The organism is Microbacterium sp. PI-SA-G (assembly GCF_057215335.1).
On the sequence record NZ_CM170103.1, the window covers coordinates 3,214,603 to 3,229,829 of the forward strand.

Annotated in this window: 19 protein-coding genes and 1 tRNA gene; 17 read left to right on the plus strand and 3 right to left on the minus strand. The window is 68.8% G+C overall.

The genetic code is table 11. The features are described from left to right. Positions 1–143 precede the first annotated feature (143 nt). The 8 genes from AC2D10_RS15835 (at position 144) to AC2D10_RS15870 (ending at position 5,418) form a co-directional block, all read left to right on the plus strand. A tRNA-Trp gene (locus AC2D10_RS15835) sits at positions 144–216 on the plus strand. Between the two features lie 39 nt (positions 217–255). Then, complete coding sequence (gene secE / locus AC2D10_RS15840) at positions 256–516, plus strand: preprotein translocase subunit SecE (RefSeq protein WP_484709038.1); 261 nt, start codon at positions 256–258, stop codon at positions 514–516. Positions 517–558: 42 nt separating this feature from the next. Continuing rightward, positions 559–1,623 carry a transcription termination/antitermination protein NusG gene (gene nusG, locus AC2D10_RS15845; RefSeq protein ID WP_484709040.1) on the plus strand — a complete coding sequence of 355 codons (1,065 nt, stop codon included), beginning with the start codon at positions 559–561 and terminating at the stop codon, positions 1,621–1,623. A gap of 223 nt (positions 1,624–1,846) precedes the next feature. Beyond that, complete coding sequence (gene rplK / locus AC2D10_RS15850; protein WP_484709042.1) at positions 1,847–2,278, plus strand: 50S ribosomal protein L11; 432 nt, start codon at positions 1,847–1,849, stop codon at positions 2,276–2,278. 11 nt (positions 2,279–2,289) lie between these two features. Next, positions 2,290–2,976, plus strand: coding sequence for a 50S ribosomal protein L1 (gene rplA, locus AC2D10_RS15855; protein ID WP_484709045.1), 687 nt, complete (start codon positions 2,290–2,292; stop codon positions 2,974–2,976). Positions 2,977–3,161: 185 nt separating this feature from the next. Beyond that, positions 3,162–3,983, plus strand: coding sequence for an amino acid ABC transporter substrate-binding protein (locus tag AC2D10_RS15860; RefSeq protein WP_484709046.1), 822 nt, complete (start codon positions 3,162–3,164; stop codon positions 3,981–3,983). 3 nt (positions 3,984–3,986) lie between these two features. Next, on the plus strand, positions 3,987–4,649 hold the full coding sequence (locus tag AC2D10_RS15865) for an amino acid ABC transporter permease (protein ID WP_484709047.1): 663 nt from the start codon (positions 3,987–3,989) through the stop codon (positions 4,647–4,649). Further along, positions 4,636–5,418 (plus strand): amino acid ABC transporter ATP-binding protein, encoded by a 783-nt coding sequence (locus AC2D10_RS15870; protein ID WP_484709048.1) that lies wholly within the window; start codon positions 4,636–4,638, stop codon positions 5,416–5,418. The genes AC2D10_RS15865 and AC2D10_RS15870 overlap by 14 nt, the downstream gene beginning before the upstream one ends. Before the next feature lie 21 nt (positions 5,419–5,439). Here the strand turns inward: AC2D10_RS15870 and AC2D10_RS15875 are convergent, their stop codons facing one another. Further along, entirely contained in the window at positions 5,440–6,159 is a 720-nt protein-coding gene (locus tag AC2D10_RS15875; RefSeq protein WP_484709049.1) for a LysE/ArgO family amino acid transporter, read from the minus strand. A gap of 70 nt (positions 6,160–6,229) precedes the next feature. Here AC2D10_RS15875 and AC2D10_RS15880 point away from each other — a divergent pair, with 70 nt between their 5' ends. The 6 genes from AC2D10_RS15880 to AC2D10_RS15905 all read left to right on the plus strand — a co-directional run bounded on the left by AC2D10_RS15880 (position 6,230) and on the right by AC2D10_RS15905 (position 10,549). After that, complete coding sequence (locus AC2D10_RS15880) at positions 6,230–7,114, plus strand: LysR family transcriptional regulator ArgP (protein ID WP_484709050.1); 885 nt, start codon at positions 6,230–6,232, stop codon at positions 7,112–7,114. Positions 7,115–7,491: 377 nt separating this feature from the next. Next, the gene (locus AC2D10_RS15885) at positions 7,492–8,121 is read left to right on the plus strand and encodes a SipW-dependent-type signal peptide-containing protein (RefSeq protein ID WP_484709051.1); all 630 of its coding nucleotides are present in this window, start codon (positions 7,492–7,494) and stop codon (positions 8,119–8,121) included. A gap of 7 nt (positions 8,122–8,128) precedes the next feature. Then, positions 8,129–8,749 carry a SipW-dependent-type signal peptide-containing protein gene (locus AC2D10_RS15890; protein ID WP_484709052.1) on the plus strand — a complete coding sequence of 207 codons (621 nt, stop codon included), beginning with the start codon at positions 8,129–8,131 and terminating at the stop codon, positions 8,747–8,749. Positions 8,750–8,784: 35 nt separating this feature from the next. Then, complete coding sequence (locus AC2D10_RS15895; RefSeq protein WP_484709054.1) at positions 8,785–9,378, plus strand: signal peptidase I; 594 nt, start codon at positions 8,785–8,787, stop codon at positions 9,376–9,378. Further along, entirely contained in the window at positions 9,375–10,010 is a 636-nt protein-coding gene (locus tag AC2D10_RS15900; protein ID WP_484709056.1) for an LPXTG cell wall anchor domain-containing protein, read from the plus strand. Before AC2D10_RS15895 ends, AC2D10_RS15900 begins: the two co-directional genes overlap by 4 nt. Next, positions 10,007–10,549 (plus strand): hypothetical protein, encoded by a 543-nt coding sequence (locus AC2D10_RS15905; RefSeq protein ID WP_484709057.1) that lies wholly within the window; start codon positions 10,007–10,009, stop codon positions 10,547–10,549. Before AC2D10_RS15900 ends, AC2D10_RS15905 begins: the two co-directional genes overlap by 4 nt. A gap of 19 nt (positions 10,550–10,568) precedes the next feature. Here the strand turns inward: AC2D10_RS15905 and AC2D10_RS15910 are convergent, their stop codons facing one another. Further along, the gene (locus AC2D10_RS15910; protein WP_484709058.1) at positions 10,569–11,249 is read right to left on the minus strand and encodes a YqaJ viral recombinase family protein; all 681 of its coding nucleotides are present in this window, start codon (positions 11,247–11,249) and stop codon (positions 10,569–10,571) included. 358 nt (positions 11,250–11,607) lie between these two features. On the opposite strand from AC2D10_RS15910, the gene AC2D10_RS15915 reads away from it, so the two are divergent. The 3 genes from AC2D10_RS15915 (at position 11,608) to rplL (ending at position 13,960) form a co-directional block, all read left to right on the plus strand. Beyond that, positions 11,608–12,585 carry a hypothetical protein gene (locus AC2D10_RS15915; RefSeq protein ID WP_484709060.1) on the plus strand — a complete coding sequence of 326 codons (978 nt, stop codon included), beginning with the start codon at positions 11,608–11,610 and terminating at the stop codon, positions 12,583–12,585. A 460-nt stretch (positions 12,586–13,045) separates the two neighbouring features. Then, positions 13,046–13,534, plus strand: coding sequence for a 50S ribosomal protein L10 (gene rplJ, locus AC2D10_RS15920; protein ID WP_053097428.1), 489 nt, complete (start codon positions 13,046–13,048; stop codon positions 13,532–13,534). Positions 13,535–13,582: 48 nt separating this feature from the next. Continuing rightward, the gene (gene rplL / locus AC2D10_RS15925) at positions 13,583–13,960 is read left to right on the plus strand and encodes a 50S ribosomal protein L7/L12 (protein WP_484709061.1); all 378 of its coding nucleotides are present in this window, start codon (positions 13,583–13,585) and stop codon (positions 13,958–13,960) included. A 93-nt stretch (positions 13,961–14,053) separates the two neighbouring features. On the opposite strand, the gene AC2D10_RS15930 is transcribed toward rplL, so the two are convergent. Further along, positions 14,054–15,058 carry a LacI family DNA-binding transcriptional regulator gene (locus AC2D10_RS15930; RefSeq protein ID WP_484709062.1) on the minus strand — a complete coding sequence of 335 codons (1,005 nt, stop codon included), beginning with the start codon at positions 15,056–15,058 and terminating at the stop codon, positions 14,054–14,056. Positions 15,059–15,227: the final 169 nt, after the last annotated feature.

The window sequence follows — 15,227 nt, forward strand, 5'->3', positions numbered from 1 at the left end:
CGCTTCGGGGCCGGTTCGGCTCCACCGGATCGATGCCGTATGCTTGTGGAGCAGTTGTTTTCTGCAATCTTTCGCCATGCCTGGGGTCCTCGGACCCCAGCTTTCGTGAAAGAGTGGAAGACACCCCGAGGTCGCAGACCTCTAGGGCGGTAGCTCAATTGGCAGAGCAGCGGTCTCCAAAACCGCAGGTTGCAGGTTCGATTCCTGTCCGCCCTGCGCGTCAGCGCACGCTGACACACGAAAGGTACATTCAGGATGGATCAGGAAGACCCGCGCGGCGAGGTCGTCGCTGCTGGCGCCCCCCGCGAGAAGAAGCTGGGCTTCTTCGCCGGCATCGCCCTGTTCATCCGTCAGGTCATCTCCGAACTGCGCAAAGTCGTCACGCCGACGCGCAAGGAGCTGTTCAAGTTCACCGGTGTGGTGCTCGTCTTCGTTCTGATCGTCATGGGCATCGTCTACGGCTTGGACACTCTGTTCGCGTACGTGACGCACTGGGTATTCGGAATCCCCGGCTGATGACGCCCCGCGGCCTCGGCCGCAGCAATGGAGAAGAAACACGTGGCTGAACGATATTCCGACGATGCCGACTGGGCGACCGCGGCAGAGCAGTCCAGCGAGGAAGACGAAGCCCAGGAGGGCAACGTCCTCGCTGCGGAAGAGCTCTCGGTCACCTCGGCAGAGCACGTCGCCCTGCACATCGAAGACCAGGACGGCGAAGAAGAAGACACCGACATCGATGGCGACATCGAAGTCGACGACCCGGAAGCGGATGCGATTGTGAACGACGCCCTCAACCTGGACGAAGCGGCTGAGTCCGAAGCCGCCGCCGAGGTCCTCAACGACGCCGTGGCCGAAGAGACGGCCGACCTCGAGGCAGCTGCGGCTGACGAGGTCACCCCCTACGACGGTCCCGACGTGAACGGCGACGACGACGCTCCGGCGGTCGACGCTGAAGACGCCGACGCTGAAGACGCCGACGCCGCGGAGGACGACGCGGAAGAGGACCCGTACGAGACCTTTCGCATGGATCTGCGCATGCTCCCCGGCAAGTGGTACGTCATCCACTCCTACGCCGGCTTCGAGCGCAAGGTGAAGGCGAACATCGAGCAGCGCAAGTCGACGCTCGAGGTCGAGGACGAGATCTACCAGATCGAGGTCCCGATGGAGGACGTCGTCGAGATCAAGAACGGCCAGCGCAAGATGGTCACCCGCGTGCGCATCCCCGGCTACGTGCTGGTGCGCATGGAGCTCACCGAAGACACCTGGTCGGTCGTGCGCCACACGCCCGGCGTCACCGGCTTCGTGGGCAACGCCCACAACCCGACGCCGCTGCGCTTCGAAGAGGCCTTCAACATGCTGAAGTCGCTCGTCGAGGTCAAGGACGTCCCGACCGCCAAGAACATCGCCTCCAAGGGCGGCCTCGCCGTGGCGCGTCCGCTGCCGGCCGAGGTCGACTTCGAGGTCGGCGAGACCATCACGATCAAGGAGGGCTCGTTCGCGGGTCTGCCCGGTTCGATCAGCGAGATCAAGCCCGAGAGCGGCAAGCTCACGGTCCTCGTCTCGCTCTTCGAGCGCGAGACCCCGGTCGAGCTCTCGTTCGACCAGGTCACCAAGATGCTCTGACCCTCGGGTCCCTCGAACGGCCGTCCCTCTCGGGGCGGCCGTTCTGCGTTTCTGATCCCGCAGCCGCAGTCGTCAAGCGTGGAAGGCGGAGCGGGCCGGGATCAGGTAGACTTACGTGGTTTGTGTGCCGCTTCGGCGTGCGCAGAGACGACCGCTGTCCGGAAACGCCGGATCCGCGGGAGAAACGGATGCTCCGGCATCCGATTCGATGAAAGGAAAGAGAATGGCACCGAAGAAGAAGGTGACCGGCCTGATCAAGCTTCAGATCAAGGCAGGTGCAGCCAACCCGGCGCCGCCGATCGGCCCCGCGCTCGGTCAGCATGGCGTCAACATCATGGAGTTCTGCAAGGCGTACAACGCCGCGACCGAGTCGCAGCGCGGCAACGTCATCCCCGTCGAGATCACCGTCTACGAGGACCGCAGCTTCACGTTCATCCTGAAGACTCCGCCCGCCGCGGAGCTCATCAAGAAGGCCGCCGGAATCCCCAAGGGCTCCGCGACCCCGCACACCGTCAAGGTGGCGAAGATCACCAAGGCTCAGGTTCGCGAGATCGCGGAGACCAAGCAGTCCGACCTGAACGCGAACGACATCGAGGCCGCCTCGAAGATCATCGCGGGCACCGCCCGTTCCATGGGCATCACGGTCGAGGGCTGAGGAGAATAATCATGGCTAAGTCCAAGGCTTACAACGCTGCCGTCGAGAAGATCGAGGCAGACCGTTTCTACACTCCCACCGAGGCAGTCGCCCTCGCGAAGGAGACCGGCTCCGCGAAGTTCGACTCGACCGTCGAGGTCGCGCTCAAGCTCGCCGTCGACCCCCGCAAGGCGGACCAGATGGTGCGCGGCACCGTCATCCTGCCCCACGGCACCGGTAAGACCGCCCGCGTCATCGTGTTCGCGACGGGTCCGGCCGCTGAGGCTGCGATCGCCGCAGGCGCCGACGAGGTCGGTGGCGCCGAGCTCATCCAGCGTGTCGCTGACGGCTGGACGAACTTCGACGCTGCAGTCTCCACCCCGGAGCTCATGGGCCAGGTCGGTCGTCTCGGAAAGGTCCTGGGTCCGCGTGGACTCATGCCGAACCCGAAGACCGGCACCGTGACCCCGAACACGGCCAAGGCCGTCGAGGAGATCAAGGGCGGAAAGATCGAGTTCCGCGTCGACAAGCACGCCAACGTGCACTTCGTCGTGGGCAAGGCATCCTTCACCGCCGAGCAGCTCGACGAGAACATCGGCGCAGCGCTCGAGGAGATCGTCCGCCTCAAGCCGTCGAGCTCCAAGGGCCGTTACATCCAGAAGGGTGCGGTGTCGACCACGTTCGGCCCCGGCATCCCGCTGGACGTCAACGCCATCTGAGTCTGACTCCCTGAAACGCCCTCGGCTCCCGCCGGGGGCGTTTCTGCACCCGCAACACGGTGCCCGCGTCGAAATGCAGGGTCACGCGCGGCCCACAGCCGCGAATCCCCGCGTACTGTGAAGAGGTTCCATTGACACCGCGCGCCACAGCAATCGCGCACATCGCACCCCAGGAGGGTTCGCCCATGTCCCGTCGTCTCATCGCCGCCACCGCTCTCGTCCTCACGGCCGCCGCGCTCACCGCCTGCAGCGGCGGCAGCGCACCCGAGGCGACCGGCGCCCCCGGTGACAGCACCGCCTCGTCGGACTTCGCACTCGTCACTGACGGAAAGCTCACCGTCGCGACCGAGGGCACCTACCGCCCGTTCAGCTTCCACGCCGACGGCGGCACGGGCGAGCTCACCGGCTACGACGTCGAGATCATCCAGGCGGTCGCCGAGAAGCTCGACCTCGAGGTCGAGTTCCAGGAGACGCAGTGGGACGCGATCTTCGCCGGTCTCGACGCCGGCCGCTTCGACGTGATCGCGAACCAGGTCACGATCAACGACGAGCGCGAGGCGAAGTACCTCTTCAGCACGCCGTACACGGTCTCGCCCGGCGTGATCGTGGTGGCCGAGGGCGACGACTCGATCACCTCCTTCGACGACCTGACGGGCAAGACCACCGCGCAGTCGCTCACCAGCAACTGGAACGAGCTGGCCACCGAGTCCGGTGCCACCGTCGAGCCGGTCGAGGGCTGGGCCCAGGCCGTCGCGCTGCTGCGTCAGGGACGCGTGGACGCGACCGTGAACGACAAGCTCACCTTCCTCGATTACGAGAAGACCGACGGACCCACCGGCCTGAAGATCGCCGCCGAGACCGACGACGCCGGTCAGCAGGCCTTCGTGTTCGCGAAGGACAAGGAGTCGCTCGTCGACGCCGTGGATGCCGCGCTCGAGGAGCTGCGCGCCGACGGCACCCTCGCCGAGATCAGCGACAAGTACTTCGGCGCCGACGTCACCGAGTAGCCCGTGGATCCCTGGGAGCTGTTCCTCACCTCGATCGGCCCGATCGCCCTCGCCGGGCTGGTCGGGACGATCCCCCTGGCGCTGAGTTCGTTCGCGCTGGGGCTGGTGATCGCGCTCGGGATCGCGCTGATGCGCATCTCGACGCGACGCATCGTCTCGGGCATCGCGCGCGTGTACATCTCGATCATCCGCGGCACGCCGCTGCTGGTGCAGCTCTTCGTGATCTTCTACGGTCTGCCCTCGATCGGTGTCACGATCGATCCCTGGCCGTGCGCGATCATCGCGTTCTCGCTGAACGTGGGCGGCTACGCGGCCGAGGTGATCCGGGCGTCGATCCTCTCGGTGCCGCAGGGGCAGTGGGAGGCCGCGTACACGGTCGGCATGGGCCGTACCCGCACGCTGACCCGCATCATCCTGCCGCAGGCCGCGCGGGTGTCGGTGCCGCCGCTGTCGAACACGTTCATCTCGCTCGTGAAGGACACTTCGCTCGCCTCGCTGATCCTTGTGACGGAGCTGTTCAAGGTGTCGCAGCAGATCGCGGCGTCGACCTACCAGTTCATGGTGATCTACCTGACGGCCGCGCTCGTCTACTGGGTGTTCTGCCTGGTGCTGTCGACGGGGCAGAGCGCTCTCGAGAAGAGGTTGGACAGTCGTGTCGCGAATTGAACCCGCCGAGGCGCTGCTCACGGCCCGCGGTCTGCGCAAGAGCTTCGGCGACAACGAGGTGCTGCGGGGCATCGACCTCACGCTGCACCGCGGGGAGGTCGTCGTGCTCATCGGCCCCAGTGGGTCGGGCAAGACGACGGTGCTGCGGTCGCTGAACGGACTCGAGACCCCGGACGCCGGCACGATCGCCGTACAGGGCGGCCCTGACATCGACTTCGCCACGCGTCCGGACGCGAGGCAGCGCTTCGCCCTGCGCGACCGCTCGGCGATGGTGTTCCAGCATCACAACCTCTTCCCGCACCTCACGGTGATCGAGAACGTGATCGAGGGCCCGTGGCGCGTGCACGGCCGTCCGAAGGACGAGGTCGTCGCCGAAGCCCGGGCCCTGCTCGCCCGTGTCGGTCTCGATGACAAGGAGAACGCGCGCCCGCATCAGCTCTCCGGCGGTCAGCAGCAGCGCGTCGGCATCGTGCGGGCGCTCGCGCTCAAGCCCGACCTGCTGCTGTTCGACGAGCCCACGAGCGCGCTCGACCCCGAACTCGTGGGGGAGGTGCTGCTCGTGATCAAGGAGCTCGCCGACGAGGGGTGGACGATGGCCGTCGTCACGCACGAGCTGAGCTTCGCCCGCGAGGCGGCCGACCACGTGCTGTTCATGGATGCCGGGGCGGTGATCGAGCAGGGTGCGCCCGAGCAGCTGTTCAGCGCCCCGCAGCACGAGCGCACACAGCGGTTCCTCACGCGCATCATGCGTCCGCTCGACGGGATCTGAGCCCGGCGGGCTGGGTGCGGCTCAGCCCTCGAGGACGGGCAGCACGAGGCTGATCGCGAGCGCGATCATGATCACCGCGATCACCGCGTCGAGGATGCGCCACGAGGTCGGCGTGCGCAGCCAGCGGCCGAGGTGACGGGCGCCGAAGCCGAGGGCGGTGAACCACAGGATGCTGGCCGTCACCGCGCCGCCCGCGAACAGCCATCGCTCCTCGCCGTGGGTGGCGGCGATCGATCCGAGCATGAGCACTGTGTCCAGGTACACGTGCGGGTTGAGCCACGTGAGCGCGAGCACGGTCAGGACGACCGGCGCGAGGCGGGTGCGCGTGGCGGTGGTTGTGGTTGTGGTTGTGGTTGTGGTTGTGGTTGTGGTTGCGGTTGCGGTTGTGGTTGTGGTTGCGGTGGCGATGCGTCCGTTCGAGGGCGTCGGAGCGGCGTCGTCGGCGCGCAGCGCCTCGCCTGTGCCCGTCCACGCGCGGCGGGCGGCGAGGAGTCCGTAGATCAGCAGGAACAGGGCGCCCGCGACCCGCGCGACGTCGACCAGCCACGGAGCGGCCGAGATCACGAAGCCGAGCCCCGCGACGCCGGCGATGATCAGCACGGCATCCGACACCGCGCAGATGATGACCACGGGCACCACGTGCTCGCGGCGGATGCCCTGACGCAGCACGAAGACGTTCTGCGCGCCGATCGCGACGATGAGGGAGAGGCCGAGGCCGAGGCCGGCGAGAACGGAGAGCATGGTCCCAGCGTAGGAACCTGCGACCTGCAGCACCAGACAGGATTCCTACCGAACCGTTAGCATCGCTCATGTGAGGATTGATCCTGAACTCGCGGCGACCGTGGCCGCCGTCGCCGACGAAGGCACGCTCGACGCGGCATCCCGGCGACTGCAGATCACCCCGTCGGCCGTGAGCCAGCGTCTCAAGACGCTCGAGCAGCAGCTCGGCCGCATCCTGATCGTGCGCAGCAAACCGGCACGGCTGACCGAGGCAGGCGAGGCGGTCGTGCGGCTGGCGCGCCAGATCGCGCTCCTTGAGCACGACGCGCTCGTGGGTGTCGGGCTCGACAGTGACAATGACAGCGACGCGCGGCGCATCACGGTGCCGCTCGCCGTGAACGCCGACTCCCTCGCGACGTGGTTCCTCGCGCCACTGGCGCGGCTGTCGACCGCGCGAGACATCGACTTCGACCTGCATCGCGACGACCAGAACTTCACCGCGCGCCTGCTCGAGTCCGGCACCGTGATGGCGGCCGTGACGAGCGAGAAGGAGCCGGTGGCGGGCTGTTCGGTGTCGCCGCTGGGTGTGCTCGAGTATGAGGCGGTGGCGGATCCGGCCTTCGTGGATCGCTGGTTCGCCGATGGAGCCACGTCGGCGGCGCTCGCCCAGGCGCCGTTCGTGGACTTCGACCGACGCGACACCCTCCAGCATGACTGGCTTCGTGCGCGCGGAGTCGAGCAGCAGGGTGTTTCCCGCCACTATGTGCCGGCGTCGCACGACTACATGCTGGCGGTGAGTCTCGGGCTCGGGTGGGGGATGCTGCCGCTGCTGCAGGAGTCCGAGGGGCTCGTGCGGCTGGGCGGTCCCACCCTGCGCGTGGCGCTGTACTGGCAGCAGTGGAACCTGCGCTCCCCGCTGCTCGACACGATCGCCGCCGAGGTCGCCGCCGAGGCCCGCACCGTCCTGCATCCCTAGCCCCCGCCCGCCGCCGGGCTCGCCCCCGAGAACGTCCCCCCGAGAACTTCCGCCGAGTGCACGGCATCCGGCCGGGTGCACGGGGTACCTGCGTCATCAGGCCGTGCGCTCGGCGATTCCCCGTGCACTCGGCGACCGCGAGACGTGCGCAGGGCGCGTTGCGCAGGGGGCGAGGTACAGGGCGGATGCCGGGGCGGATGCCGCGCCGTGATCGAGTTGTGACCGGATGCGCGCAATGAGCGCCCTCCCTGCGCCGACACGCATTGTCGCCCGGGATGCGCCCGATCAGGATTGAAGAGAAAGTGCGTGATTGCAGGCTGCTGAGGGGCGGCCATTCCCAGGCATCGCGTCATCGACGATTCCTGAGGGGGAACATCATGCCCAAGAAAGACACCCAGCGCAAAGTCCTCGCCGTCCTCGCCGGAGGCCTGGTTCTCGGAGTGGGCGTCGCCGTGACGCTCGCCGCGTGGAACGACTCCGAGTTCGCGACCGGCACCTTCACCGCCGGCTCGTTCAATCTCGAGGGTTCGACCACCGGCGATGTCGATGACGACTACGCCGACCATGCCACAGCCGGTACGGCCGCGACTCTCGCGTTCGACCTGCCTGCGGACCTCGTCTCGAGCATGTCGCCGGCCGACGTCGTCTACGCGGGCTTCTGGGTCCGACTCGCCGAGGGCACCACCACCGGCGCCACCCTGGAAGCCGACGGGACGACCGCCTCGGCCGACGCGACGTCGAACGCCGAGCACCTGTCCTACGACGTCTACGAGCTCGCGCCGGGTGCCACGTGCGACGCGACCACTGCTGTGGGCACTCCGGTCGCCTCGGGCGCCACACTCGACGTCCAGACCGGCGCCACCGACATCACACTCACCGAGGGCGCCACCGCCACCACGCCCGGGACCGCCGTGCAGCTGTGCTTCCGTGTCGAGGCCGGTGCCGGGCTCGAGCAGGGCCTCGCCACGACGGCTACGTGGGAGTTCGCGGCAACTTCCACGAGCTGAGCGGGCCATGAGAACCCGCCGCAGCGTGCGGGAGGCGAGGCGATTGCGCTCCCGCCGCATCCGAGCTGTCCTCGCGGGCGGACTCGTGCTGGGGATCGGGACCGCCGTCACCCTCGCCGCCTGGAACGACTCCGAGTACAGCGCCGCGACCTTCACCGCCGGGCAGTTCGGCATCGTGGGGGCGACCGACGGTGTCACATTCACCGATCACCCGGTCGCGTCGCCGGCGGCGCTCACGTTCACCGTTGCGCCCACGGCGATGGCCCCCGGCAACACCACGTACGCGCTGTTCAGCGTGAAGACGGTGAACCCGTCGGTCGCGGGCACCCTGCAGCTGACGGCGGGCGCGCCGACCGGCACCGGGCTGGCCCCGTTCCTCACGTACGGGGTGAAGACGGTCACCGGGCCGACGTGCAACAGCACCACGTACGCTGCCGGCACCTCGGTGTCGGTGGTGGCCGACGGCTCGGCACTCACCGCAGGCGGGGCGACGGCCCAGTCGCTCGCGGCCAACGGGGCCGCGGCGGTCAACTACTGCATCGCGGTCACCCTGCCCACTGCCGCGCCGAACGGTGCGCAGGGGCTCACGATGACGCAGACATGGACGTTCACGGGCACGTCGTCCTGACACGACAGGAAGAGGGAACGGGAATGAGCACGCCGGTGACCAGGCGCAGTCTGCGAGAGCAGACCGCCGACTCCGGCACGCCCGTCTCCGTGTCGGAGCACACGTCGACGCGGTCCCGCGCCGGCGCGGTCATCACCGACATCTTCCTGTGGATCGCCGCAGTGGCCGGAGTGATCTGCATCGTGCTCGTCATCCTGGCGTTCACCGCGCAGATCACGCTGATCATGTTCCGCACCGGTTCGATGGCGCCGACGATCCCGGCCGGCTCGGTCGCCGTCGTGCAGCGCGTCGATGCCGAGCGGATCGCCGTGGGAGACGTCGTGACCGTCGACCGCGCGGGCGACCTCCCCGTGACCCACCGCGTCACGTCCGTCGCCCCCAGCACGTCCGACGCGTCCGACGCCGAGCGGGTCATCACGATGCGCGGCGACGCCAACGCCACCGACGACGCCGCCCCGTACACCGTGTCATCCGTGCGAGTGGTGCTGTTCTCGGTGCCCGGCATCGCCGCGGTGATCGCAGGAATGGGCAACCCCGCCGTTCTCGGCGCGCTGACGGTCGGAGCGACCACGCTGGTCGTCTGGGCCTTCTGGCCGCGTCGGAGTCGTTCGAAGGCCGACAAGTCATGAGACGCCGGGCTGCCGTGACCGGAGCGATCGCACTGCTCGCGGCGCTCGCGCTCCCGAGTCCGGCGTGGGCGGCTCCGAGCACGCAGGTCGTGCAGGGGGAGGTGCTGCGTCTCGTGTCGGTCGCCGACTGGGACGCGGCGTCGAGCCTGCGCCCGGGCGTGCCGGTGCGGTGGGATGTGGCCGTCAGCGCCGCCGCTCCCGACCCCGGCACGGTGACCATCGCCGTGAGCGCGACCGGAGATGCCCCGCTGCACCTCGGCGTCGCGCTCTGCCCGACGGCCTGGCAGGAGAGCGGATGCCCCGGCGGCGAGACCACGCTGCACTCCGACTGGAGCATCCCCCGTGACGGCTCCGAGGTCGCCCTCACCGACATCGCCGACACGGAGGTCGCCCGCCTGCGTCTGACGATCGCGCTCGCCGCAGATCAGGCGGCGGGGAGCACCGAGGTGCGGGTACATGCGCACGGTGCGGGGGAGTCGGCGGTGATCGGCCCCGGCGGCGACGGTCTTGCCACGACGGGGCCGTCGTCCGTCGCCCCGTGGATGCTCGGGGGCATCGTCATCCTCGCTGCCGGGGGCGCTCTGCTGTTCGCGGCCAGGCGGCGTCGGCGCCGCGAGGAGGAGGAGGAATGATGCGCTCCTCTCCGCGTTCGGCGCGATCCTTCGCACGGCGGATGCTCGTCGGGGTGATCGGCCTCGCGGCGCTGGTCTCGGTCGCCACGGTGCCGTCCGTCCAGATGACGGAGGCGCGGTTCACCGATGTCGAGCAGGTCTCGGCATCCTTCACCGCTCTTGCGCTGAAGCCCGCCACGATCCTTCGCACGCCCCTCTGCGTCCGCCCTCCCGCACTGGGCGGAAACGTGTTCTCGATTGAATGGCAGTGGCCGACGTCGGCGCCGTACGACACCTTCACGGCTGCGAACGTGCGATGGAAGGTCGGGACAGCGGAGTCTGTCGCAGTCCCCACGACGGGTCCTGACGCGTCGGGGCGCTACACCTCGACGTTCAACACCGGACTGCTGACCGGCGTGCTCGGAACCCTGCTCGGGGCAGACCTGCGGGTCGAGATGCGCACCACATTGCACAACTGGACTTCGGGCGCCGTATCGGCGATGACCTACAACGCGCCGCTACTCGTCGGAGCGCCGACCTGCACTATCGCCAACGGTTGAGCGCCGAGCGGGGGAGTCGCTACTCGGCCAGTGCCAGTGCGCGGAACGCGTCGCGCTCGCGCAGCTGCTCGCGGCGGCTGGTCACCGGGTCGACGAGACGCGTGGGCGGCTGCTGACCGGTCGTGCGGCGGTAGAGCTCGTCGATCAGGTCGGTCGCGAGGGTGACCAGCTTCGCGATCTCGTGGTCGTCGCGGTCGATCCACACGCAGCGGGGCTCGTCGTGGATCGGCGAGAAGTCGACGTGCTCCTCCCAGACGAAGAGGGTGCGTTCGGCGCCGAGCACGTGCTGCTGCCACCAGATCTGTCGCAGGTAGGTGCGGGGGATGCCGCGGAACGCCTTGTTCGTGGTCTTGATCTCGGCGAGTTTGATGCGCCCCGCAGCATCCACGGCGATGCCGTCGGGAGTGGCGAGGTGGCGGTGTTCGACCTCGGCGCGGAACAGCGCCGACGAGGGGAGGATGCCGTGTGTCGCCGCCACCCACGCGGCGATCTCGGGCTCGCGGCGGCGTCCGTGATCGGTGTAGACGTTGCCGCTGAAGCGGGGTCCGCCGCCGAGTTTGGAATCCGCCGCCCGGGCGATCGACTTCTCGCTGGTGAGTCCGGCGACGTCGGTGGCGGTGATTCCGCGGGATCGGGCTCGCAGCCAGGCGACGCGGTCGCGGGAGTCCGCGACGATGCGTGCGGCGAGCTCCTGATTCACCCTTCGACCCTAACCCGGTCCGCCGACGTCGGGCTCCGCACACGCCGCCTTCCCCCTCACGCCCCCTTCCTCACACCCCGCCCGCCCCCGCCCCCGCCCGCCCCGCCCCCTCCCCGCACCCTCCCCGCCCCTCCCTCTTTCGCCGAGCGCACGGGTTGCCGCCGAGTGCACGGGCTGTCGGCGTCGGAAAGCCGTGCAGTGGGCAGGATGCCGTGCACTCGGCGACGGTTGGAGGGGGAAGCGGAGGGCGCTCGGGTGCGCGCGACCCTCGCTGCACAGGGTGGTGATGCGGCGGCGCACTCCACAGAAAGCGGGAACGCGGTCAACCGAGGGAGACGCTCCGCGTCAGCATGAGCGGATGCCGCCGCCACCGACACCCGTGATCGAACACCTCGTGCGCTCGCGCGCGCATCTGGTCATGAACGGATGGACCGACCGGCGGATCGCCGCCGCGGTCCGCACGGGGGAGCTCGCCCTGATCCGTCGAGGCTCGTTCATGAGCGCGGAGGAGCGGAAGCTGCTCTGGCCGGAGCAGCGGCATCACGCCCACGTCATCGCCGTCGCCCGCGATGCGCGCGGACCCGCGGTGATGTCGCACTCCTCGGCCGCGGTGCTGTGGCAGCTGCCGCTCTATGCGATCCGCTGCGCGCGCGTCCACATGACCTGCGGCACGCCGTCGAGGATCTCGAGCGCTCCGGACGTGCGGCGCCACTTCGCGCCGTTGCCGGCGGATGACGTGGTGACGGTGCGCGGCATCCGGTGCACGAGCCTGTCGCGCACCGTGTTCGACCTCATCCGAACCCTGCCCCAGGAAGCGGCGGTCGCGGTCGCGGATGCGGCCGAGCGCATGATGGCGGAGCGCCTTCGGGAGTGGGACCAGGATGCGGTGGTGTCGTGGCGGCGGCAGCTCGCCGTTCGGCTGCAGGCAGCCGGAGGTGCGCGCGGCATCCGGCAGGCGCGCTGGGTGGCGGAGTTCGCCGACGGGCGAGCGCAGCTTCCCGGTGAGAGCGTGAGTCGTCTGCAGCTGTGGCGGCTCGGATTCGCCCTACCGGACCTGCAGGTGCCGATCGAGGGGCCGGGAGAGTCGATGTATCTCGTCGACTTCGGGCTGTCGGACGTACGAAGCTTCGGCGAGTTCGACGGCAGGACGAAGTACCTCGATGAGGCGATGCGATCAGGCAGGACGCTCGAGCAGGTGCTCCTCGAGGAAAAGCAGCGGGAGGACTGGATCCGCGGGCGCACGCACTGGCGTCTCGCCCGCTGGGGGTCCGAGCACATCACCACGCCTCACGCTCTCGCCGCGCGTCTCGCCGCCTTCGGCATCCGTCCCCCCTGACCCCCGTTTGCCCTCCTCTCGCCCTCCTGCGCGCCCGCTCTCGCTCCCCGAGTGCACGGCCTGTCATCGAGTGCACGGCATTTCGACGTCGATACGCCGTGCACTCGGGGAGATCCCGTGCACTCGGAGGAGGAGGGGGGGAGGAGGAGGAGGGGGGAGGAGGAGTGAGCGAGGGAGGAGGAAGAGGGACGCCGGGGTGGGAGGGACGCGGAAGGCGGGAGGCGGCGGGCGGGATTTGGAGCGGAGCGAGGTGTCGGGTAGAGTTCATGTAACCGAAGACCGCTGGTCATCGTCCTGCGCGCAAGCGCAAGGTGATCGAAGCTCTGCATCGCAGAGGCCCGCGCAGGTGTCACGAACTCTCGAAGCTCCGTGCGCTTGCGCCGGAGCTTTTTTCTATGCAGCCGGGTCGAGGTCGGTGCCTCACCACCGTGAGGCGCCTCGTACACACCAAGGAGTGACCATGGCGCAGAAGGATGCATCGGTTGCCGAGCTCACGAAGTCATTCGAGAACTCGACCGCCGTTCTGCTGACCGAGTACCGCGGTCTGACGGTTGCCCAGCTCAAGGAGCTGCGCAACAGCATCCGTCAGGACGCTGAGTACGCCGTGGTGAAGAACACGCTGACCAAGATCGCCGCCAACAAGGCCGGCATCACTGCGCTGGACGACGACCTCAAGGGTCCGTCTGCCGTCGCTTTCGTGCACGGTGACTTCGTCGCCACTGCCAAGGCTCTTCGTGACTTCGCCAAGGCCAACCCGCTTCTCGTGATCAAGTCCGGCATCTTCGAGGGCAACGCCCTCTCTGCCGACGAGGTCAACAAGTACGCCGCGCTCGAGAGCCGTGAGGTTCTGCTGGCGAAGGCTGCGGGCATGATGAAGGCGACGATGGGCAAGGCTGCCGCCACCATCGATGCTCTTCGCGAAAAGCTGGAGACCGCAGAGGCCGCGTAAGCGTCCGGCGTTCTCGTTCAACAAACCCCATCTATTAGGAGATACACCATGGCTAAGCTCACCACTGAGGAGCTGCTCGAGCAGTTCGCCGGCCTCACCCTCGTCGAGCTCAACGACTTCGTCAAGGCGTTCGAGGAGAAGTTCGAGGTCACTGCTGCTGCCCCCGTCGCCGTTGCCGGCGCAGGTGGCGGCGCTGCTGAAGAGGTTGAGGAGAAGGACTCCTTCGACGTCATCCTCGAGGCTGCGGGCGACAAGAAGATCCAGGTCATCAAGACGGTCCGCGAGCTCACCTCGCTGGGTCTCGGCGAGGCCAAGGCTGTCGTCGACGGCGCTCCCAAGGCCGTGCTCGAGGGCGCGAACAAGGAAGCCGCCGAGAAGGCCAAGGAGGCCCTCGAGGCCGCCGGCGCGACGGTCACCCTCAAGTAATCCCGTCGGGGTCGGGCGCTCAGCGCCTCGACTCCTGCAGCATCGAAGGCCCCGGGTTCGCCCGGGGCCTTCACGCGTGTCCGGCCCTCTCGCTCAGCGCGGGGCCGACGTCGAGCTGCGGATGACGAGGGCGGATGCCGCGGCGACGTGCTCGAACGGCGCATCGGGCTCGGCCATGCGGTGTGTCAGCAGCCTGACGGCCTCGTGGCCCTGCTCCCGCGGCGACTGCCCGATCGTGGTCAGCGCGAACATCTCGGCGTGCTCGTGGTCGTCGATGCCGATCACGCTGAGCTCCGTCGGCACGGCGATCCCGAGTCGCCGCGCGGCGATGATCGCACCGATGGCCGCCTCATCGCAGACGCCGACGATGGCCGTCGGGCGAAGGCGTCGATCGCCCAGCAGTCCGGCTGCGGCCGCGTAGCCGCCCGGCATGCTGGGGGAGGCGCCCGCCACGCGCACGTGCGTGGAGAGCCCCGCCGCCTCGAGTGCGTCGCGGTAGCCGTCGACCCGCCGCGCGTCGCCCACACTCTGCTCGGTGGTATCGGCCTGGCCGCCGACGAACGCGATGTCGACGTGGCCCAGTTCGATCAGGTGCTCGGTGGCGATGCGTGCGGCCTCGGCGTCGTCGATCGACACCGAGCTGGAGTCCTGGTTGTACGGGCCGACGGTGACGAGTGGCCGGGCGGTGCGCTCCAGCTGCTCCAACTCCGACGCGCTGGGGCGGATGCCCACGGCGATGATCCCGTCGAACCGGCGGCGGGGGAGCACGCTCTCGAACAGTCGATCGCGCGTGGCGTGGCCTTCGGGCACTCCGTAGAGCGCCAGGTCGTAGTCGAGCGCGAAGAGCGAGTCCTGCACCCCCGCGAGCAGTTCGGCGAAGAACCAGCGATGCACGGGGGGCGTCACCACGCCGACGGTCTGCGTGCGTCCGGTCGCGAGGCTCGTGGCGGAGGAGTGCGCGATGTAGGCGAGGGCGTCGGCGGCGTCCTCGACCCGGCGGCGTGTCGACTCGGCGACGTAGCCGCGTCCGGTGAGCGCGCGGCTGGCGGTGGCCTTCGAGACGCCGGCGCGCGCGGCGACATCGGCGATCGTGCTCATCGGTCCTCCTCGACCAGGCCTGCGCAGAGGCACATCTGCGCTCCCCGCCGAAGCGGGCATGCGGGTGTCAGCGTAGCCGCTCATCGGTGAAAAGGGAACCGGTTCCACACTGCGAGCTTGGGAGCGCTCCCATCCGCGGCACGGTCGGTGAGAGAAAGGTTGTGAGCTT

Bases quoted from the DNA above. Each gene is read 5' to 3' on its own strand.
- secE (WP_484709038.1), top strand. From the start codon at position 256: ATGGATCAGGAAGACCCGCGCGGCGAGGTCGTCGCTGCTGGCGCCCCC.
- rplK (WP_484709042.1), top strand. From the start codon at position 1,847: ATGGCACCGAAGAAGAAGGTGACCGGCCTGATCAAGCTTCAGATCAAG.
- rplA (WP_484709045.1), top strand. From the start codon at position 2,290: ATGGCTAAGTCCAAGGCTTACAACGCTGCCGTCGAGAAGATCGAGGCA.
- AC2D10_RS15860 (WP_484709046.1), top strand. From the start codon at position 3,162: ATGTCCCGTCGTCTCATCGCCGCCACCGCTCTCGTCCTCACGGCCGCC.
- AC2D10_RS15875 (WP_484709049.1), bottom strand. From the start codon at position 6,159: ATGCTCTCCGTTCTCGCCGGCCTCGGCCTCGGCCTCTCCCTCATCGTC.
- AC2D10_RS15885 (WP_484709051.1), top strand. From the start codon at position 7,492: ATGCCCAAGAAAGACACCCAGCGCAAAGTCCTCGCCGTCCTCGCCGGA.
- AC2D10_RS15890 (WP_484709052.1), top strand. From the start codon at position 8,129: ATGAGAACCCGCCGCAGCGTGCGGGAGGCGAGGCGATTGCGCTCCCGC.
- AC2D10_RS15900 (WP_484709056.1), top strand. From the start codon at position 9,375: ATGAGACGCCGGGCTGCCGTGACCGGAGCGATCGCACTGCTCGCGGCG.
- AC2D10_RS15905 (WP_484709057.1), top strand. From the start codon at position 10,007: ATGATGCGCTCCTCTCCGCGTTCGGCGCGATCCTTCGCACGGCGGATG.
- AC2D10_RS15915 (WP_484709060.1), top strand. From the start codon at position 11,608: ATGCCGCCGCCACCGACACCCGTGATCGAACACCTCGTGCGCTCGCGC.
- rplJ (WP_053097428.1), top strand. From the start codon at position 13,046: ATGGCGCAGAAGGATGCATCGGTTGCCGAGCTCACGAAGTCATTCGAG.
- rplL (WP_484709061.1), top strand. From the start codon at position 13,583: ATGGCTAAGCTCACCACTGAGGAGCTGCTCGAGCAGTTCGCCGGCCTC.
- AC2D10_RS15930 (WP_484709062.1), bottom strand. From the start codon at position 15,058: ATGAGCACGATCGCCGATGTCGCCGCGCGCGCCGGCGTCTCGAAGGCC.